The 18,893-nt window shown below is 43.8% G+C and carries 28 protein-coding genes; all 28 read right to left on the reverse strand.

Annotated features, from left to right (window positions below):
- Nucleotides 1-12: 12 nt before the first annotated feature.
- The gene (locus tag LIQ05_RS08865) at nucleotides 13-984 is read right to left on the reverse strand and encodes a phage capsid protein (protein WP_226820001.1); all 972 of its coding nucleotides are present in this window, start codon (nucleotides 982-984) and stop codon (nucleotides 13-15) included.
- Nucleotides 985-1,005: 21 nt separating this feature from the next.
- On the reverse strand, nucleotides 1,006-1,623 hold the full coding sequence (locus tag LIQ05_RS08870) for a hypothetical protein (RefSeq protein ID WP_226820003.1): 618 nt from the start codon (nucleotides 1,621-1,623) through the stop codon (nucleotides 1,006-1,008).
- A 114-nt stretch (nucleotides 1,624-1,737) separates the two neighbouring features.
- Nucleotides 1,738-1,920: a hypothetical protein gene (locus tag LIQ05_RS08875; RefSeq protein ID WP_226820005.1), complete on the reverse strand. Its 183-nt coding sequence runs from the start codon at nucleotides 1,918-1,920 to the stop codon at nucleotides 1,738-1,740.
- A gap of 30 nt (nucleotides 1,921-1,950) precedes the next feature.
- Nucleotides 1,951-2,445, reverse strand: coding sequence for a DUF2829 domain-containing protein (locus LIQ05_RS08880; RefSeq protein WP_226820007.1), 495 nt, complete (start codon nucleotides 2,443-2,445; stop codon nucleotides 1,951-1,953).
- Nucleotides 2,446-2,574: 129 nt separating this feature from the next.
- Nucleotides 2,575-2,793 (reverse strand): hypothetical protein, encoded by a 219-nt coding sequence (locus LIQ05_RS08885; protein WP_118581677.1) that lies wholly within the window; start codon nucleotides 2,791-2,793, stop codon nucleotides 2,575-2,577.
- Nucleotides 2,759-4,306, reverse strand: coding sequence for a phage minor capsid protein (locus LIQ05_RS08890; RefSeq protein WP_226820009.1), 1,548 nt, complete (start codon nucleotides 4,304-4,306; stop codon nucleotides 2,759-2,761). The genes LIQ05_RS08885 and LIQ05_RS08890 overlap by 35 nt, the downstream gene beginning before the upstream one ends.
- Nucleotides 4,307-4,312: 6 nt before the next feature.
- On the reverse strand, nucleotides 4,313-4,447 hold the full coding sequence (locus LIQ05_RS19680; protein WP_264292748.1) for a hypothetical protein: 135 nt from the start codon (nucleotides 4,445-4,447) through the stop codon (nucleotides 4,313-4,315).
- The gene (locus tag LIQ05_RS08895) at nucleotides 4,419-6,044 is read right to left on the reverse strand and encodes a capsid protein (protein ID WP_416385991.1); all 1,626 of its coding nucleotides are present in this window, start codon (nucleotides 6,042-6,044) and stop codon (nucleotides 4,419-4,421) included. Before LIQ05_RS08895 ends, LIQ05_RS19680 begins: the two co-directional genes overlap by 29 nt.
- Nucleotides 6,041-7,408, reverse strand: a complete 1,368-nt coding sequence (locus LIQ05_RS08900) for a terminase (protein WP_226820013.1) — start codon at nucleotides 7,406-7,408, stop codon at nucleotides 6,041-6,043. Before LIQ05_RS08900 ends, LIQ05_RS08895 begins: the two co-directional genes overlap by 4 nt.
- On the reverse strand, nucleotides 7,408-7,914 hold the full coding sequence (locus LIQ05_RS08905; protein ID WP_226820015.1) for a terminase small subunit: 507 nt from the start codon (nucleotides 7,912-7,914) through the stop codon (nucleotides 7,408-7,410). The genes LIQ05_RS08900 and LIQ05_RS08905 overlap by 1 nt, the downstream gene beginning before the upstream one ends.
- Before the next feature lie 193 nt (nucleotides 7,915-8,107).
- Nucleotides 8,108-9,001: a DUF2971 domain-containing protein gene (locus LIQ05_RS19865; protein ID WP_226820017.1), complete on the reverse strand. Its 894-nt coding sequence runs from the start codon at nucleotides 8,999-9,001 to the stop codon at nucleotides 8,108-8,110.
- A gap of 415 nt (nucleotides 9,002-9,416) precedes the next feature.
- On the reverse strand, nucleotides 9,417-9,890 hold the full coding sequence (locus LIQ05_RS08915; RefSeq protein ID WP_226820019.1) for a hypothetical protein: 474 nt from the start codon (nucleotides 9,888-9,890) through the stop codon (nucleotides 9,417-9,419).
- Nucleotides 9,838-10,182 (reverse strand): hypothetical protein, encoded by a 345-nt coding sequence (locus tag LIQ05_RS08920; RefSeq protein ID WP_226820021.1) that lies wholly within the window; start codon nucleotides 10,180-10,182, stop codon nucleotides 9,838-9,840. Before LIQ05_RS08920 ends, LIQ05_RS08915 begins: the two co-directional genes overlap by 53 nt.
- A 350-nt stretch (nucleotides 10,183-10,532) precedes the next feature.
- Nucleotides 10,533-10,700, reverse strand: coding sequence for a hypothetical protein (locus LIQ05_RS08925; protein WP_226820023.1), 168 nt, complete (start codon nucleotides 10,698-10,700; stop codon nucleotides 10,533-10,535).
- A gap of 4 nt (nucleotides 10,701-10,704) precedes the next feature.
- Entirely contained in the window at nucleotides 10,705-11,175 is a 471-nt protein-coding gene (locus LIQ05_RS08930) for a hypothetical protein (RefSeq protein ID WP_226820025.1), read from the reverse strand.
- A gap of 6 nt (nucleotides 11,176-11,181) precedes the next feature.
- Entirely contained in the window at nucleotides 11,182-11,445 is a 264-nt protein-coding gene (locus LIQ05_RS08935) for a hypothetical protein (protein ID WP_226820027.1), read from the reverse strand.
- Nucleotides 11,446-11,465: 20 nt separating this feature from the next.
- Nucleotides 11,466-11,915 carry a hypothetical protein gene (locus tag LIQ05_RS08940; protein WP_226820028.1) on the reverse strand — a complete coding sequence of 150 codons (450 nt, stop codon included), beginning with the start codon at nucleotides 11,913-11,915 and terminating at the stop codon, nucleotides 11,466-11,468.
- Between the two features lie 37 nt (nucleotides 11,916-11,952).
- Nucleotides 11,953-12,201, reverse strand: coding sequence for a hypothetical protein (locus LIQ05_RS08945; protein ID WP_226820030.1), 249 nt, complete (start codon nucleotides 12,199-12,201; stop codon nucleotides 11,953-11,955).
- The gene (locus LIQ05_RS08950; RefSeq protein WP_226820032.1) at nucleotides 12,198-12,536 is read right to left on the reverse strand and encodes a hypothetical protein; all 339 of its coding nucleotides are present in this window, start codon (nucleotides 12,534-12,536) and stop codon (nucleotides 12,198-12,200) included. Before LIQ05_RS08950 ends, LIQ05_RS08945 begins: the two co-directional genes overlap by 4 nt.
- Complete coding sequence (locus tag LIQ05_RS08955) at nucleotides 12,527-12,787, reverse strand: hypothetical protein (RefSeq protein WP_226820034.1); 261 nt, start codon at nucleotides 12,785-12,787, stop codon at nucleotides 12,527-12,529. The genes LIQ05_RS08950 and LIQ05_RS08955 overlap by 10 nt, the downstream gene beginning before the upstream one ends.
- Nucleotides 12,788-12,865: 78 nt before the next feature.
- Entirely contained in the window at nucleotides 12,866-14,377 is a 1,512-nt protein-coding gene (locus tag LIQ05_RS08960) for a hypothetical protein (RefSeq protein ID WP_226820036.1), read from the reverse strand.
- Between the two features lie 10 nt (nucleotides 14,378-14,387).
- Complete coding sequence (locus tag LIQ05_RS08965) at nucleotides 14,388-16,340, reverse strand: PcfJ domain-containing protein (RefSeq protein ID WP_226820038.1); 1,953 nt, start codon at nucleotides 16,338-16,340, stop codon at nucleotides 14,388-14,390.
- Nucleotides 16,337-16,831: a hypothetical protein gene (locus LIQ05_RS08970; protein ID WP_226820039.1), complete on the reverse strand. Its 495-nt coding sequence runs from the start codon at nucleotides 16,829-16,831 to the stop codon at nucleotides 16,337-16,339. The genes LIQ05_RS08965 and LIQ05_RS08970 overlap by 4 nt, the downstream gene beginning before the upstream one ends.
- An 11-nt stretch (nucleotides 16,832-16,842) precedes the next feature.
- The gene (locus LIQ05_RS08975; protein WP_226820041.1) at nucleotides 16,843-17,238 is read right to left on the reverse strand and encodes an RNase H family protein; all 396 of its coding nucleotides are present in this window, start codon (nucleotides 17,236-17,238) and stop codon (nucleotides 16,843-16,845) included.
- Between the two features lie 4 nt (nucleotides 17,239-17,242).
- Nucleotides 17,243-18,004, reverse strand: coding sequence for a hypothetical protein (locus tag LIQ05_RS08980; RefSeq protein WP_226820043.1), 762 nt, complete (start codon nucleotides 18,002-18,004; stop codon nucleotides 17,243-17,245).
- Between the two features lie 165 nt (nucleotides 18,005-18,169).
- A complete protein-coding gene (locus tag LIQ05_RS08985) occupies nucleotides 18,170-18,316 on the reverse strand; it encodes a hypothetical protein (RefSeq protein WP_226820045.1) in 147 nt (48 codons plus the stop codon).
- Between the two features lie 86 nt (nucleotides 18,317-18,402).
- Nucleotides 18,403-18,564 carry a hypothetical protein gene (locus LIQ05_RS08990; protein ID WP_226820047.1) on the reverse strand — a complete coding sequence of 54 codons (162 nt, stop codon included), beginning with the start codon at nucleotides 18,562-18,564 and terminating at the stop codon, nucleotides 18,403-18,405.
- Complete coding sequence (locus LIQ05_RS08995) at nucleotides 18,554-18,889, reverse strand: hypothetical protein (protein ID WP_226820049.1); 336 nt, start codon at nucleotides 18,887-18,889, stop codon at nucleotides 18,554-18,556. The genes LIQ05_RS08990 and LIQ05_RS08995 overlap by 11 nt, the downstream gene beginning before the upstream one ends.
- Nucleotides 18,890-18,893: the final 4 nt, after the last annotated feature.

An 18,893-nucleotide genomic window follows, 5' to 3' on the forward strand; every position in this document is an offset into this window, starting at 1 on the left:
TTTCACCCCTTATCAGGCACCAACCTCAGCAGTATCAACATCCACATAAATGCTGTCGATTTTGCCATCACGGCCATTGGGAAATACAAATACATCGGAGAAAGATCTGTTCTGATACAGATATCCGTCACCTTTTGTATGTGCGCCAGGTGCAAAATAATAGATGCTGTTGATCTTCGGTACAGTCTTACAGGTCTGTCCACAAGCAACAAGTACGTTGATCTTGTGCGCACCTGTCACTGCTTCAACACCGCTTCCAGCAGTTACCTTTTTCTGCGGTTCAAATCCACCGTTTTCCGGCTCCCAGTTAAATGCATCATAGAATCGCTCATCATCGATTACTTCCATGATCGGCACCCCATCAATGTCTGTTACTCTGGTCTCAATGCCAAGACCGCCTTCTGCGATCTGTGTCATTTCGATCTTACGAGTGAACTCTGTGGACTGCTCCAGGGCATCCATGATCTCACTGCGAACATACATGAGCAGGGATCCGTTCGCTTTGTATCTTCTGAGTTTTCCTTTTGCAAGGATATCTTTCAGCATTCCAAAGACTTTTGCCTTAGTATATGTGGAAATTGCTGTGGATCCGTGATAGCCTTCTGTCTTCTGGGCTGCCTGGGCAACTTTGGAGAAAAACAGTGCATCTGTTTCCGGAACCACCCATGTCTGTTCGAACACTCTGGAAATGTTCTGGATAGAAGCTGTAGCATTTGTCTCATCAACATCTGCCTTATCTACCATGAACTCAACATCACGGTCATGTGTCAGTGTGTACGGTACGTCTTTCTGTTCATAAGAACCGACATTCCAACCGCCTTTTCTGTTGTGGTTTTTATATCCGGATGTACTCATCTGGGTAAAATGAAAAGTTTTGGCGTCAAGCCATCTAACATTACTGGTTACAAATGGAGAGGTCAGGGTTCCCTGCATCAGGATTTCAAGGAGTTCCGGGCTCCACTGTTCTGCATAATTCAATGCCATATCTTATACCTTCTTTCTTTTTTAGTTCCAACGGTTCCAACGCTTTGTTGGCACTGCTGTCTGGTTTGTAGTAGTCTGCTGCGGATGCTGTGCCGGATTACCGCCGGTTCCTACCTGGGTAAATCCGGTCTTTCCATCAGCCTGTGGTTTCAGTGCCGGAACGTCTTCCAGCACCTTGTTTACAGCTGTTTTCAATGTTTCCTCATTGATGTTTCCATCTTCTCCCACAACCTGGCTTAAATCAGCCATTTTAAGGATATATGGAATTGTCTTTGCTTCGATTCCCAAGGAAACTGCCATCATTGTGGCTGCTGATTCCACCTGTGCCGCCTGAACAGCTTTCTGAGATGCGGCAAGCTGTGCCTGTGTTTCTGTAATCTGGTTCTGCATCCCGATAACGTCCGGCTGATTTGCCGCTTTCTGTTCTTTAAATGCGGTAATTGCCTGCTCCACTTCCTGCTGTGATAATCCCTGCTGCCTGAAGTAGGCTTTCAGGGCTGTATCTTCTTTCGCAGCCAGTGTTCCATCCAGCATCTGCTGAATCTTTCCATAGTCAATTGCAGATGTACTCTGCTGATTGCTCTGAGCCGCAGTCTGCTGAGTATCAGGGTTCTGAGTTGCTGTATTGTTATTTTCCATTTCTGGACTCCTTTCCGTTTTGAGAGTGTCGCTCTTATGTCTTCCATTGTCATCAGTGTCACTGGTCACGCACCTTTTTGCGTCATATCGTGTTTGGACGTAAAAATAAGACGCTTAACCCTGCGCCTCAATGGGAGATTTTGGATCACCGCCTTTCTGATCTTCAACGGTCTTTACCAGCTGCAGATTTACTAGATACTCTGCTCTTTTCCGTGACACTTCCAGTTCTTCCCCGGCTGTACGAAGAACCAGGTCATTTTCTTTGTCACGGAAGTTGTGCTGCACTATCACCTTCAAATAACCACCTCCTCTTGCGCCGGCGCAATTTTATTCTGCAAAAATCCAATCCTCTGCCAACATATCCGCCTGTGATGCAAGCCATCCCATCTGAACACCTGATGTTCCGACAAAAGCTACTGCCATATTTCCAATGGCATCATGCTCGCAATTTACGATCTGTTCGTCCGCTGTCTTGTAAGAAATTCCAGAAGCAAGCTGAATGTACTGTTTCTTGCCATTCCAGCCTTTTCTCGCTACTTTCATGCCCCTTTTCAGATACTTAATGGCTTCACCAAAAGAAAATGTTGCTTCTCCGCCAAGAATTGGACAGTTCTGACCATCTGCAACAATCCATTCGTCAGAAAGAATATTCTGAATTGTGTACTCAACTTTCTGTGTTTCTCTTATGTCCATACAGCCACCGTCTTTTGTGTACATAAGGATTGTCTGAGATTCTTCATCCCACCACCAATATCCTCCCCATGATGGAAGTTTTACTCCCCTTCCACCTTTCATTATCTTTAATGCTTCTGCAAATAACATTTTCCATCCTCTCTTTCTTAAAAATAAGCACAAAAATAACACGTCTTATGGCGTGCTATCATTGTTTTTATAACTGTATTGATATTTTTGAGTATAAAAATACCACTAGCCGTTTCTGACTGGTGGTATTTAGTACCATAAAACCGTTTTCTCTGTTGGTGGGTTCTCCATTTTCGCCAAACGTTTCAGTTCATTCCGGACATGCGGTGCTGCGAAAGAACTTGCATTTTCATGTTCTGTAACTTTTCCATCCTCAATTCTCATAAAACCTTTGGGTTCTTTCCCCTCTGGGTAATAGTCGGCAGAAATCATATTATTTGTCTTTTTTATGTTTTTCAAGATTACCATAATATTCTAATGCCTCCTTCGGGTAATCAAATTTTTCAGTGGCCAGCTCATGTGCTTTCCGGTGTTCCATACTAGGATTTTCTCTTTTTATTTTCATCTCGAGAAGCTCATGCTCTATCAAAGTGCGGTCATGTGGCTTAATGTCTTTTCCTGTCATAAGTCTCTGCCAGCTCTGAGCTATGGCGCAATCAGGATCAAATCTGCGGTATGTCTTTAAATCCGGATCAAAGAATGATTCATCTTCAAAAAGATATGCCTTTATCTTCTCTATGTCAGCTTCTTCTTTCCCAAGATTCTTTGCTATTTTCTTTGCGTCAGTAGAAAAACTTCTGATCTCTTTGTAATACATCTCGGCAAAGTTTTCTGCCTCTTCACTGAATATATCTGTGATCCTGGCTCCTGATATCATTATAGCAGAGTCCGCATCATTTGCAACGGATTTCCACTCTTTTTGTTTCTGCTCATACTTCTTTTTGTTCTCCGGATCCAGGGAAAAATCTGCCAGCCTACCGAACTTCTTTTCCTGCCTCTTTGCATACTGCTGCCTGTTTTCCTGTTCCTGCTTCCGTACCAGTTCATTCAACTCCGCTTTGGTATACCTGCTCTTCTCTGGCGGGGTGCTGATGCCTTCGAAATATGTAGTGTGACTATCTTTGCAGCGCGGATGGTACAGGCCTGCGGCTATGGCACTGCTCATAAGTGGATACTTGATTCCGGTAACCGGTGACTTTCCGTCCTTCGGACCATTGCTCCACACATCATCAACCAGCACTTTTCCCACAAAAGGCAAGCATTTCGGACAGGGATTTCCGCGCTTATTCATAATCACTGTAGATATTCCCCATTCCTGGCGCTTCTGGCCTTCTCCTTGCAGGTATGCCCTTTTGCTGGCTGTTCTGATTGCCATATCCGCATAATCAGCAAGCGCGTGTCTTGCACCGTTGGCATACTGCACGCAATTCAAGCCAGCCTTTACAAAATCCTCTGTAGCCATATCCACAGCTTTCTCATAGGTACCAGCTCCTGTGTTTGCATATACCTGAGCATTGTAAATCACTTTTCGGTACTGGTCATTTGCCATTCGAAGGACAGCAATCTCAGCCTTCTGCATATCGTTCATGGTAGCGTTAATCAGGGTTTCCAGCTTTCTGTCATTCACCTTGAAGAACTCAGCTGTTGCCCCTTTGGAAATACGTTTAGCAGGAAATCCATTTCTGATAGCTTCCAGGATTGCAATCTCCTGTGCCATCTCGCCTTCAGATCTGGACAGGGATATCAGTGTTTTTATCTGTGCATTGATATCTTTGAACTGCTTTCCATACTTCTTCTGATTGTCCTTCTTGTACTTTTCCAGGGATTTCAGCTGCAGTGCCTGCCACATGGTCCATTGTTTATCTTCGTCGATTTCTTCCAACTTGTGCCGGCGCATATTACGGATCACGGAAGATATAAGCTCATTTTCTATGGCTTCAAAGGCAGCTCCAATGTCGTAGACGGTGTTAAGCTTCTGCATATGCGGTTACCTCCTGTTTGCATATACCTTAAAGCCCTGGCTTTTGAATATTCGGATCATGTCTTTCAGCTTTGTTTTGCTGGTACAGGCATCATTTCTAAGCTCAGCATAATCATTCTTTTCCAGAGCGTACACGCCCATCGGCACCTGCTCCTTTGCTACTTCCAGAAACTCCTGGTACTCCTTTCGGTTCATCCGGTATATTCTGTTTGCCACCTTTACTTTCATTATCTCCACCGCCTTCCAGGTCAATCTTAAAGTTTCCAACCTCCAGGTTCACTCCTGGTTCATCCACGTCCTGGATGCCCTGCTCTGCCTTTAATCTGGCTATTTCTTCTTCTTTGCAGTGATCGTCCAGTGTATCTCCATACAGTTCTTCAACACACCGTTCAATGCTCATAATGCCACCCTGTTTCGCTTTGGCAACTGTCTCTACCTGGCTTTCGAATGACGGGTTTGCATATTCTCCAAACGGAATGTTGACCTTTACTTCTTCAATGCTCTTGTTATGCAGGATATTGTCTGCATTGATACACATTGAAACAACTCCCGGAAGAACTTCCTGCAATGCCTTTACAATTGCGTTCCTGGTGTACAGGGTTGTCTTTTCTTTTTCCCTCTGTGCTTCTGCATTATCCAGCTTCTTTGTGTCAATCCCCAGTGTAGACGGACTGATCACTCCCTGCAGGCACAGATCCAGGGCTGTAATGTATGATGCCATATAACTGTCATGAGGAATAACCGGCTGGTCCGTAACGACCTGATTCTTCTGACCTTCTCGCATATCTCCTTCCGCCGCAAAATAGCGGTTGTCGAACGGATTCGGTTTTATCAGCATCCCTGTTTCAGGATCATGTGGAACCAGGCATTCCGGAATATAGGTCTTTGCTCTTCCGGCTCTTAAGGCATCCATCCACTGGGACCATGTCTCATCCAGTGAATCATAGCTGTCGAGCTTTCCATCGAATATGCTGCCGCCTCTGCCTTCATATCTGGTAGACTCATAGATCATAAATGGTTCAGCCAGCATGACCGAATCATCAAATTTAATGTCTGTCAGATTCTCAGTGGCTTTTATAGATTTAATATCGACCAGTCTGCCGTCAAGATACAGCTCATTGATAATATAGCCATAGCCATAACGCTCATTCAGGACATACACTTTTCCTTTTTCTTTGTATGGTGTCTTGAATACAATCTCCCTGATTCGGTCTCTCTGGTAGACAAATTCAACTCTTTCACCCGGATACCACTCCAGTATCGGATAATCACTGATCGTTGTATCTATTGCCACTTTAAAAGCGCCATCTCCGATAAACAGTGTTTCTTTGAGGGCGCTTTCAATCTTTTTATAAAATTTATTATCTTTCTCAATTTCTTTCCACAGCTGTTCCTGCGCCGGCTGTTCAAATTCAAATTCGTTCATGTCCGGCAGAACAGTGAAAGAAAGAACTTTAACAGTCAGCCCCGGGAGACCAGTATGAATCTTCCGCATGTCCATTCCAGGGGTTGATCTACTTGCCCAGAACTTGTGTCTGTCTGCAAATTCTGCATTCTGCTGATAGATCTGTTCCAGCTCGTTTCCGTCACCCCTGTACCAGATACGGTTCAGAATTGCGTGTCCTTCGAAATCCATCATCTCATTGATCTGAAAGTTAAAAGGGTTCGCCGGAAGAACATTCAGCCAGCTCCGGACCGTCTTTTTTATGTTTTCATTTAATCTTTCCATCCATTTCACCTTTTCTGTTCCTCCTCAAATCCAATCAAGTCACGGTATGGAATCCATCCGTACTGCTGGGAGTTGATCGTGTGGTCATTTCTATCTTCCGGAATGTCTTTATCTTCATCCCAGGAATATTTCTCCATCTCTGAAATATGATTTGTACAGGTATCCACTACCAGATAGCAGCCCTGCTGGATCCAGCCAAGTTGAAGCTTGATTCTGTCCAGGATTTCTACTTTTTTGTAGGATTCCACAAAGTTATACAGGCATCCGTTCAGGCGCTTGTATTTCCGCAGTTCTGTGATCGTAGCCGCATCTGCGCAGTCAATAAAGGTTTCCCTTGCAAAGCCCCAGTCCTTACGGCATTTTTCCAAGAACTCAACAAATTTTACTGCTGTATCGGATGGAGCAAGAGGCTGATCCAGATCTTTGTTACTGTAAACTTTCTCAGCCAGGGTGATCAGTCTTCTATCTGTCGTAATGCCCTGGAATACCATTGCAATTGTATCCGGGGATTTTGAAGAGTACGAAGTATCCAGACCGCAGGTAAACTTTTTGAATTTTATTTTGCCTGCTGCCATCTGAGCTTTTACCCATTTCTCAGATACTACATGTTTCTTTCGGCTGAAGTTCGGGAAGATCAGTCCGGTTGCTTTTCCTCTGAGGCCTAGGATCTTGTTCTTATAGATCTTTGTTCCTTTCGGGGTGTTCCGGATGATCTGGTCTTTCTTTTCTTCCGAAAGTCCTGCATTATCGTCAAAAGAAAAGAACCAGTGAACCCAGCCGGGCTTTGGTTCTTCCTTTAATTCGTCTTTAATCTCCTGCGGCGTGTCCTCTTCCCATTCAGGAAGCGGGCGGCTGCAGTTGATATACTCTTTATATACATCCAGGCTGGGATCATCCGGGTTTAAGGTTGCCATGAGGTAATCACAGCGCATGGAAGCCTCACGGACAAAGTCAATATCTGCTGTGTTGATCTCATCGATATACAGGCATCCATACTGACCGCCAAGGGCTTTCTTCCATTTCTTCTTGTTTCCATATCCCAAAACGTATATGGTTTTGTCCCCGGATGAAGTATGAAAAAGAATATGCGGGATCTTGTCATCCTTGGTGCCGGATCCGTTGTACTCTACCAGGCTTCCGAAATCGTCCAGGATTCCAAGGTCTTTGTTGATAATGTTTTTCTCTGCTGTTCCAGTGTCGTCTGCTGCCAGGATATGAAGCTTTTTCGGGCTCTGGGCTACCTTCAGCATAAACTTAAAAATTCCTACTGTAGTCTTTCCTGCTGCCGTGGTACCTTCCAGGAACTCCACCGGTGTCTGACATTTCAAAAATGCTTTGTATTTTTCAGACAGCACAAGATCCATGCTGCTCATTATCCGTCTCCGCTGATCTGCTTGATCAAGCTGTCCAGTTTTGATTTTTCTTCTTTCATACCGCTGAGCTGAAGCTTGTCATTCCACATTGCCAGATGGCGTCCAAGCATATCCAGGGCTTTCAGTTTGTCTGCAAGCTTGATTTCTCTTTCTGTGCCATCTTCTCCAAAGGATTTTACTTTCACAGACTGTATAGCTGCCAGATCGTCCCTGGAGGCATCTTCTTTTAGCGTTGCGTCTTTTGCATTGATCACATCATCTGCATTTACAAACGCAATTCTGGCCAGTTCCAGAAGAACACGGTCAGCATTGATTCCGGTTCTTTTGGATCTTTCTGCGATTGCCTCTGAAATTGCTTCTGAAACTTGGGTTTTCTGGAGTAGCTCATGTCCGATTTCAGAGGCTCTCTGACCATTTTTCGCCTTGTATCCGGCTCTTATGGCGGCCTGGGTAGCATTCAGGTCAATCAGATACTCTTCCACAAATCTCTTCTGTTTTTTTGTCACTCAGGCTCACCTTCTTTCAAAAATATAATAAAATACAGTCCTGCCAGCACCATCCACGACAGCCGATTGCCGCCGTCAATCATGAAAGGAGGTGACCGCGTTAAGAATTACGGCTGGTGCTGTGCACGCTGTACGAAAATTGGCATAGAAAAAGCAGCCCCGGAAAGAGCTGCCTTTGTGTTGGTGTGTAACACTAAATTATACGCTTAATTTCTAAGCTATATTGTATTCCTGAACTTATTTGCATTTCATAAAATGGAATTTTCTTTCCCTTTGCTATATTAGCTAATATGCTTTTATCCTCACTTGTGCATTGAGTGCCTACAATTATTGCCTTAGGTTTTATTTCTGCATATGAAATCGGATTTTCCTGACTAATATCTATTGTCCTTGGAATTAGTCTCCACTCCTTTTCATATGTCCAACTTTCGCTTTTAGTTGTCGCCATGTCTGTTAATAATCTATTAGGTATTTCTGGCAATTTTGATACATCTAAATTCGATGGTAAACAATACTTTAACAAATAGTCATGAATACTTTCAGTCATGTCTACCTGTTTATTAGTATATTGAACTTTCGATAGTTTTATTTTCTTATTAAGTTTATCTTTACTGTATATAGTGCCATTTTCTATGTCTTCCTTTTCGTAAGCTATCAAAAAGCCTTTGTGGTTTTCTGCATAATGCGACCACATTAATTCTGAGTCATACTCTTCTGAAAAACAAATTATTTTCATATAATTTCGATAATTATTTCTTATTTGATCAATTAAATCATTAATTGTATTTAAAAAATTAATTTGAAATTCCGTTTTTTTATCCGACATCCATAACGCTCTTCCAAAATGAGCCACTGTTGGATCGCTTTCTTGCAATCTATTTAAAAAATCATCCATATGCTCCCAATTTTCTCTAATTGCAAATTCTATTTTATCTTTATCGACATAAATTCTATTATCGTATGGATCGTTAAAGTTAGCTGGCGTGGAAAAATATAACCTATTTTTCTTTAACGCGTCTATATTCTTTGCAGCATCATTATTTAATTTTCTATATCTAAATAAGCAATTATCTAAATATTTTTCCACTTTTCTTTTCCTCCCACATACATTTTCTTTCATCATACTACAAAACGCCCCATATTTCTACAGAGCGTTCGAAAAAAAATGTATGTAATTGGGATAGCTTCTTTCGAAACCAATCGGAACACCAGGACTTGAACCTGCGGCTCGGCTTAACGGCTCATGCTCCCTCCCGATCGGGGAAGTGTTCCGAATTTGTGATCCATACGTGCCGCTGTATCAATCACTTGGAGGTTTCTGTGTTCTTTTCTCTGAACCACATTTTTATTTACGTCTGCAACATTTTTCTGTTTTCCTACCCTCGAAGTACACAGACAGCGTTGCGGCACTTGTCAATCATTTAATAAGGAGCTATTATGAAATCTTTTCACCAAACCCAGTTTATATACTACCATGGAAAAAGCGAACATGACCGAACATTTTATAATTTTCCTAAATTATCTTTCAAATATCTGTCATGACGGATTCTGCAATTATCTTCTGTATATTTGATCCGCCGCTTCGGAAAACGGTAATTCATATTAATGGCTACTGCTGCCCAGGTCATATCATCCAGATAGTAAAAGCGAAACATCATTCTCAGATCACTCTTTGGGATTTTCTCAATAAAATTATCCACTGCATTTACAGCCTCCTGCAGCTCATCTTCCAGGATATGTAGCTTTAACACCCTCTTTTTTATCATGTTCTTCACCTGGTCTGCTTCCGGAAGGGGATAACCGGTTATCTTAATTGGCCCTATGGTTCCATCTTTTCTTGTGCCTCTGACGGTGTCTGATACAACACCTTCTGCTTTGATTCTTTCCAGCCTGTGCTGATCCCGATCTATCCGTTCTTTCAGGTCACGGATTTCCCCTTTTATCTCCAGGTATTGTTCCAGAATGTCCTTGTCCATCGGTACCACCTCCTGCTTTCAGTCGTTCCAGTTCCCAGTATGTTGGTGATCTGGTTATGCCGTTTGATAACTGTAATTGCACTACATGGGGATATAATGCTTTTATCCTGGCTTTCACCTTTTTGGTGATGATCTTCCCGTCACCAGAAGCATAACTGGTTTGTATGATCTGAATAACATCCCCTCTTTTGATTCCATGTTTCTCTTCCAGCTGCTTCTGCTGCCGCTCCCATTTCTCAGCTTCAGCTATCGCATATTCAGCTGTGGGATCCTTGTATTTTTCTTTATTCATTTTACACCTCTGTTTCTAATCATGCAGGAGCCAGGCAATCACACCGAAGGCTCCGATCAGCACGCCAACACCCATTGCAACGATTACATCTATCATTTATTTCACCACCCTCTTATACATCTTTTAAGAGCTTCTGGATCATTCTTTTCATATAAGCCACAACTCGATACCGTGTGGTTGATCCATCCAGATCCACAATTTCTTTTTTCTCTCCAAGATTCTAGATAAACAAGATTGCCGCTTCCATGGCAAATCCCCCATTTTACACCATTTCTTAATCCTGGCTGTGGTCTACATCTTGGACACTCCGGGCAATCTATGTATTCTTTGTTTCCGATCTTACTCATCTGTTACTTTCTTCCATCCTGGCGAATGCTTCTAAGCATATCTTCAATCCCTTGTTCATAGCCTTCATAGAAACTATTAGCTCTTTCTATTTCCCTGCACTTTTTTCTTCCAGCTGCCGCCTGGAGGTTATCCGCAATTTTCTCGATTTCTTTGTATGTCTCTTTTTCCATTGTCTCACCTCGTTCTGAGGAACCTGGCCAGCATACTGTCTCTCCAGTCTGTTGCCTGTTCTGATTCCCATTTATTACAGCCATAATTGTCTGTGATCCAGATTCCTTTCTTTTCACAGAGGAAATCGTCATTGTGTCTGCAAGTCTTACAGGTTTTGTCTTTCACCTTTTCTTCCCAGTCAAATTTCTGTCCACATTTCAAGCAATACTTTGTAACTTCTTTTCCTGCAAAGAGTTGCTTGCAGGATGGACAACGGTATATAGTTGTATATCCTGTGTTGCACTCTATTTCAGGCTTTTTCGGCGGGCTTTCCCAGCCTGGGTTTAAATGGTTCCATTCTTCTTTTGCTTCCCTTGTCCAAGGTAAATCCTTACTTGTCCAATGGCACGCTTTGCATTGGAGGAACATCTTCCCATTCATTGCATCCCAGACTCTCATGTCATTCTTACCGCATTTCGGGCATTTTTTCTGCATTTTCCATCACCCCCAGTCCTGCAATCCGCTGTCATTTCCTCTTATCCCATTATGCATTGCTGTAGTTCGTCCATTGATACCATAGGCCTCAACCAAACCTTTGTGATATCCATTACGGTATTCTTCCTGATTATCGTGATATACCTTAATGAAATCATCAATTGTATAAAACTCTTTTGGATTTTCTGCCACATAATCTTCTGCCTCACACCATGTGCTATATTTGCTCAGCGCCGCTAAACGAATAAATTCACTTTTGTCCATCTTCATTTCATATCTTCCTTTCGCACCTATTCCCTGTTAAATCCCATTTCTTCATAAATGTTATAATTTGCCAGGTCCTCAAACTCTACATCAATGTCCATCTCCTTATGTGCAAGCTCGTAAGCTTTCGCAACTCCAATCCGGTCTACATAATCCATTGCTGCTTTCCAGTTCTTTAGGAATTTTTTGTTTGCTTTTGTAAATCCCCATGAAAACTTAATCGCATACAGGGAAATGATTATATTTGTTATGGTAATATAGTCCTCTGCCCGTTCCAGTTTCTCCTGGGCTTCTCTAATCACAGCGTCTGTTACAGCTTCTGTTGTCTGCTGTTCCATCCTTTTCAAGTATGTTTGCAATACAGAAGCCTGCTGCCCGGTCATCCCTGCTACCTGGGCCACTGTAAGATTAAGGTTTAATGGCACCTGACATTTTTCCTGCATCCTTGCCTGGCGCCTTCTTTCTGCTCTGGTCATACTCTTTCACCTCTTCGTTATTAGGCATTCATTTTGATTATCCTCTGCCCTTCTTCAACAGTTTCTGCCGGACCAGATCGTATTCCAGGAGCAAGTTCCGATCTTTGTTTCTGCTGAGTGTCCGGTCTGCGGCTCTTAGATAGTATCTGCCGTTTATCAGTCTTCCCTCGGCTGCGGCACCGTACAGGCTCCCGACTGTCCGGTTCAGCCTTTCGGATGCTTCCTTTATGGTTACAGCCTCTTCCGGCTCTTTTGTTATGTTTTCTGTAATCTCATATAATGTCATAGCCAGTTTCTCCCGAATATCTTCCGGAACTGTTCCCTGCTTCCAATCTGGCTCTCAAAGGCTTCCTGCCCCTGTAGGTGAAGCTCATCCATTACCGCCTGGTCTTTATGTACCGCATGTGCTCCGAACTGGTGGCATTCCAGGCACAGGTCTACTTTTAATCCATATTGTTCAGATAATGTTCGGTTAGGTCCGCCAAAAATATGATGCTCTTCGGTCTGTGTGTACCGTCCGCACAGGTAACATCTTCCTTTCCGGCTTCCAAGGATGCTTGCCGGATGGGAAATTCTTTTTTTCTTTGTTTTCCCTTTCGGGAATTTCAGTCCTACATCCATACGCCCACCAGATTCCCGGAATCACCCGGCAATGGCGGAAAGAAAGTCAGCCTGGTCCGGTCTCTAAAAATGAAATGAAGCTCCCTTACATTCTTTTTTATAAGCACAACATTTGTTGGCTTGTCTCCTTCGAATAACCTGGCTACACTCTTCCCGGGGTAGTCTGTTGGATTTTTATATATAGCAAATGAGGGAAGTTCCATCTCACTCATGTCTATCTGTTCGATGTCTTCTACGATCTTATCGTTCATACGGCTCCTTTCCCCTGCTCCTTACAGGACGGAGCAGGGATGTAAATTGTGATATATAGGATTTAGATTGCACCCTTGTTAATCCACCCAGTTCCTGCCAAGATGATCTACTTTCATATTCAGCCATCTTTCCCAGAAACCAGCGCTTTTGAACTGGCTGAAGGTAACATTCCCAAAGCTCTCAAAAGCTTTTGCTATATGATCTGCAGCTCCGTATTCGGTAAGGGAATCCAGATATTCTTTTCTGCTGATCGGCTTGTCCACTACCTCATGGGGTTGCGCCGGCGCAATTCCCGCGCTCGGTGTGCTTTCCTTTGAAGGTTGTGGCTCCCTGGATTCTTCCGGCTTGCTTTCCGAAGGCTCCTGGTTCTCACCTATACGGTATTCCTTCTCAGTATTTTCTGACCTTTCTGCCTGTTCATGTTCTTCTGAAATCTTTTCCCGGACTGCTGCCAGCTGCTCTGCTTCATTCTCTTCCGGGACTGAATTCTCCCTCTCTGACACTGACTGTTCTTTGGTCTCTTCCGTAAGAACCGGCTTCGGCATATACTCCTCATGGTTCAGAATGCTGTCCTGCCCCGGGATCTGTTCTTCTGGCAGTTCTTCTTTTTTCTCTTCCTGCTGTTTTTCCACAGGTTCTTCCATTTCTTCCGGCTTTTCCACATTCTTTCCACCAGTTTCCACCGGTTCTGGCTGGATTTCCTCTGAAACAGATGCTGTTTCTTGACTTTTTTCTTCTTTTTCATCTGTCTTTTGCGCCGGCGCAATTTCGGAGGTTGCAATAGTATCTTCTAAAGCTGATGCTTCTTTTTCTGGCTGTGTCATTTTTTGACTTTCCGGCTCAAAATAGGCTTCCCAGGTCCTGCTGCCGGCTGCCTTTTCTCCAAACAGATCCTGCACAATGTTGAAGAACTCACTCCACGGCATATTTTCCGTGCCCTGAGGGATCTGTTTTACCATGATCCCCTTATCCAGACCGTACATCATCAGAAATACGGTTTCTTTACGGTAACTCCTGCTGCCGGAAGGGTTCACAATATCCACCATCTGTCCCATATCTCCGGCTCTATAGGCATCGGATCCGAACAGATCATTCAGTGTTTCCCTGGATGCTCTAAAAAATTCAAAGACAGTTTTATAAATCTTGTTGTCTTCCCCATTTTTCCAGTTCAATAACTGTTCGGGGTTGTGTTCGTTTTCCTTGTTGAACTTCTTTAATTCTCGGATGTCTGCCCTCTTGGTGTCCGGGGTGATCAGCTGCTGGTCTTCTTCTGTGAGCTGAAGCATTTCGGAAAGCTGGGCGAATTTAAAATCTTTGTACTGCTCCTGGAGTTCCGGAGTGTCTCCCGGAAGAGAATAACGCTCATATACATTCATGAACCGGCTTACGCCGTCCGGGTTCATGTCATATTCTGCCTTGGCAAATTCGGTGATGGAACTGTAGCCGTCCAGTGTATAGGCCTTGGAAGCATTGATCCTGGTCAGCTGCCAGCCAATCTTTACAAAGCTCTTTACGATTCCGGTTAAATTCTCTTTGATCTCTGTTTTGCACTGGATATAATCATCCAGGGTTAACTGTACATATTCCATAATGTCCTCCTTATACTGCGATCTGGATTCTCTCAGGCTTCTGCCTGATACTCTTCCTGAATGCATCCAGTAATTTTTTTATCTGCTTTTCATCCGGTTTACGGTCATACTCGGAATACCACTGTAAGATCCTGTCATCTTCCATGCTTATTTCTATTGTGTAATATGGTTTTTCCAGTTCCCTCTTTTTTCGCAGGAACAGGATCCAGCTTTCACCTGCTGCCATCTTTTCCATATACCGCGTGGAAGCTCCTACACAGTGGTGGAGTGTCCTGCCTTCAATAATCAATTCTTCGCATCGTCCCGCCGGAATGATCATATAATCCTTGTTTTCCCAGAAATACCTTTTTGTTTCCGGCAGATGCTTCACAATTTTTTTATCAAGTCTTTCATATTTTTCTGCTTCTTTTTTCACCCTTTCTGCATCCCTTCTGGCGTTGATCCTCTCTATCAGTTCATCATGTCTGGCTTTAAGGTCTTTTGGCAGTCTGACAATATCATCTGTTACATCCAGCCCTTCATTTTGTGCCATTCTCAGATAGTCAGCCCATATCTGTGTCACACTGTTAGGACTTGTCTTCTGTTTCTTCATGTAATTAACCATACGGTTTACGCTTCCCAGCTCATTCAGTATCTTCTGGCAATCTTCCGTATCAACTCTTTTTTCGGAAAGGAATTCCAGGCTTTCCCTCGATATCTTTATCTTTTTCCCTGATTTTTCCCTTTTCTCTTCATACTGCAGCCACTCTAAAGCATCTAGCCCTCCATCGATTTCCTTCAGCCTGTGAAGCCGGTTTCCGTCCAGTCTGAGATTTTCCGTCAATTTTTTACAGTCTGTCCGGATGCATCCCGGATTGCCCCACATTCCATACAGGTCCACCACATCTTCAGCTAACTGTATAAGCCCTGCTTTGATCCAGTATTCCAGCCATTTTCGTTCTTTGAATGTGACAATAAAGGTATTTACGTTGATTTTTCTTGGGATTTCTGCAAGGATGTCCAGCCCGCTGTTCTGCAAGGAATCCCCATACGCCAATACTTCCTTTAGGTTTTCCGGATACAGATAAGATTTGTAAAACCGTTTGTTTATCTGGTTATGGTCCCAAAATTCCTGTTCAAATTCGTCCTGTTCATATCCAGTCCCATACCATACCTTCCCCCAGTTCCTGGCTCTTGGAATGATCACCCTTATCTCTTCCATGATCTCAATCTGTTTTTCCCCCGGTGTCCAGGTGCACCGTGTCCGAAGCTGCCGTTCCACCCACTCCAGCTCATTCATTATCTGCAGCACAACGACCGGTTCTTTTTTCTGTATCTTCTCCCTGTTCAGGCATGCTGTGACAGGCTGCCCACATTTCGGGCATGTCGTTTTTTCATTATGCTTCCATCCTGTTTTGGTCCAGCCCTTATGACCGCAGACAGTACAGGAATAATCCGTCCGGCTCTTTTTCCGCTTCATAAACAGATATTCCTGTGGAAATATAGTTGTTCTCAGCCATTTTTCCAGATTTTCCGGCAGAACCGGTACCTTGCTCATCATCTCTTCAACCCGGTTTCTTTTTTTCTGCAAGGCATTCATATATTTTTCCTGATTAATGCAGGTCTCATAGTAATCAAGCCCTTTTCCCAGATAATTTCTTGCTGTCTGTTCGTCTTTCTTCGTGTTCCAATTCCAGTCAGTTGCCTGGTAATAGCATTCCCCGCCTTTCACCGGAGTTTTTCCCATGCAGATCCTTGCTATGTTATCCATTTTGCATGTTTTCCATGAACCGTCCACGTAACAGGCATATGTAAACCTGTCGGCAAAATACCTTGCCTTCAGCTCACCCATATAGAAAAGATCAATATTCAGATACTGCTGCCCGTCGTATTCTGCAACCTGGCTTACCGCAGTTACATGCCCGCTTATTTTTTCCGGAGCTTCCTGCTGGGGAATGTTCAAAAGCAATGCTGTCCGTTTCAACTTCTGGCACCTCCCAGATAGTACTCACGGATCAGCTTCTTGGCTTCACCCATACCAGGAACGCCAAAATCCACCTTGTTTGCGGATATTTTTGCAGCTTTTACAATCTCCTTGTCTACACTGATCCGGTTCTGGAATGAATAGGTGAGAAGCGCAGCCATGCAGTCCTTTAATGATTTTCCTTTCTTCCGCACCTGATGTGCAATCAGATCGTCCTCCATGCATATTCCGCGGATGTACTCCACCCAGTCCAGCATAAGGCCTTTCATTTTCAGATTCTTGCTCTCAATGTCCAGTTTTCCCATAGCTGCAGTCTGGGCATCACACAGATAAGGAATGTCCCCGTTCAGATACAGATCCACGTAATCTTCCGGGATTCCGTTTTCTCCTGCCATGGTTCTGATGCTCTCTGTGTCCCCTTCATTAAAGAGGTTCTCTGCAAGCTCATTGATTTCCTTGCAGCTGTCCATTTCTCCAAATTTATCAAACATATTCTTCCTCCCTATACTTCATCTTCATTTGGCATTACCCTGTGGTACTGGTACCTCACCGTATGCATTGCTTCCAGCTTCAGGAGCTGTTCCCAGAGCTGTGCATTCCTCACTGGCTCGCCGTTTGCTTTCTTCCAGCCGTTCTGTTTCCACTGGCTGGCGTATTTATGGTAAGTGGCAAGATACCCACAGTCTGTATGTACGGTCACGATTGCAGGGCGGACCAGGCGCTGAAATGCTGCGATTGCAGTCCGCATCACCAGCTGGTGTTTCGTCTCGCCTTCCGGAAGTCTTCCCACTCCCCAGCGGTACTGCCCTTTGCAGGTTACTTTGTAGTAATACTTTGCCTCCTTTGGCTTTGGTGCCCTGGAGGACTCATATAGATAAATGTCTGTCTGTACTCCCATGTCTTTAAATCCTCCTGTTCAGCCGGATCATGGTGTAACGGCGGTATTTGTAACCGGTTACCGGATTGATTCCTTCAAATGATTCTGCTATGTAATAACCCTTCTTTGGTTTCAGGTCCTTTTGCCATCGTTTCAGCTTCTCTGGTTTCGGTTCCGGAAGAGGCATGTTCCGGGAATGGCTGTAATTTGCTTCCCGTAGTCTGGGCTTTGCCTGAGTGCCATCTTTTTTCTCTTCCCTGGTATTCTCATCCTTTGTAAGATAGGCTGCCAGTCTTTTAAAATCTTCTTCCGGGCACATGCTCTTGCGGATCTGTGTCACAAATACGCCGCCATATTGCCAGATTCTTTCTATGAGGCTGGCAGTATCTCCGATATCGTTTATTACAAAGTGAATGTGCCAGGCACCTTTAGTTCCTCTTTCAATGTTCCGGATCCAGTAGAGCATCCGTCCTCTTTTCTTGTATATTCTCTTCAGCTTGTCCATTGCCTGGCGAAACTGTTTCATTGCTGTTGCCATGTCAGGCGGTCTGATCTCGGGCCGGTATGTGTATGTAGCCCAGAGATCGCCAGGGGAGAAGTACTCCATCAGAAGAAGCCTTACACCCTTTTCCTTCTTCCAGGCATTTACCCTCTGGATATCCTCCGGGGTAGGTTTCCGCTTCGGCTTTCGTTTCTCTCCTGGAGCTCCGTACCTTCCGTCATGGTTTTCTTCTACATATAGGATATCCTTCTTACGCAGATACCAGGTTTTACGCTTGGTTCCCATTCCATTAAGCTCCTAACTTTAATATCTTTATCAAGTTCGAAACAGGGGATTTTTTCCCCTGTTTTCTTGACTTTCTGCCGCCTGGATGGTATATTATTTATAGATGTTTTATCCAGACGCAGAATTCGTCTTAGAACCGTGTACTCCTAATACACGGTTCTTTTTTTATGCGATTATGTAACCTCCGCCCCTCAGAACACACAGTTCTTTAGCAATTGCTTCAGCTTCACTTCTTGTCCCATAGTGACTTCTGAGAGAATTATCCGAAAACCTTATAATCCACATCAGCTTTTTCTCCTTCTGGTCTTCCATTGACATTTCTCCATGTTCCCTTTACAATGAAAGGGTGATAAACTTTTTTGTCCATTGGACACCGGATCCTGATGAGCTCCCAACTCTCAGGATCCATTTTTAGTTACCGGCTCTGTGCCCTGTATCAGCATCCACGCAACCACCGACAGGGCAAATGCTCCAAAAAGCTGTGTTCCGCCCCATTCCCAGAATGGAAGGTATGTAGCAAGGATGCCTATGATAGCAGCTATGATTATGTTACGCTTCATTCCCAGACTCTCCTTCCACAACAGCCCGGTTGCTCCAACCGATCATCTGCACCAGCTTTTCCGGATGAAATGCCGGAGCATACTTTCTGGCATTACGATCCAGAAGCTGGCGCCGATAAGTAAGATAATCAATGAACACCAGAACGTTGATCAGAATAATATTTCCATCTCTGATAACTGCATAATCGTTATAGCGCCCTGTTTTGATTTCATCTTCAATTTCAAACAATCTTGTCCGCACAGTTCCGGTACTGATCTGAAATTCCTTTGCCAGCTGCTCTTTTTTCATGTACGGATATCCCCGTATGGATTCTGTGTAAACCATCTTT

The organism is Blautia glucerasea, from assembly GCF_020537505.1.
GTDB lineage: Bacteria > Bacillota > Clostridia > Lachnospirales > Lachnospiraceae > Blautia_A.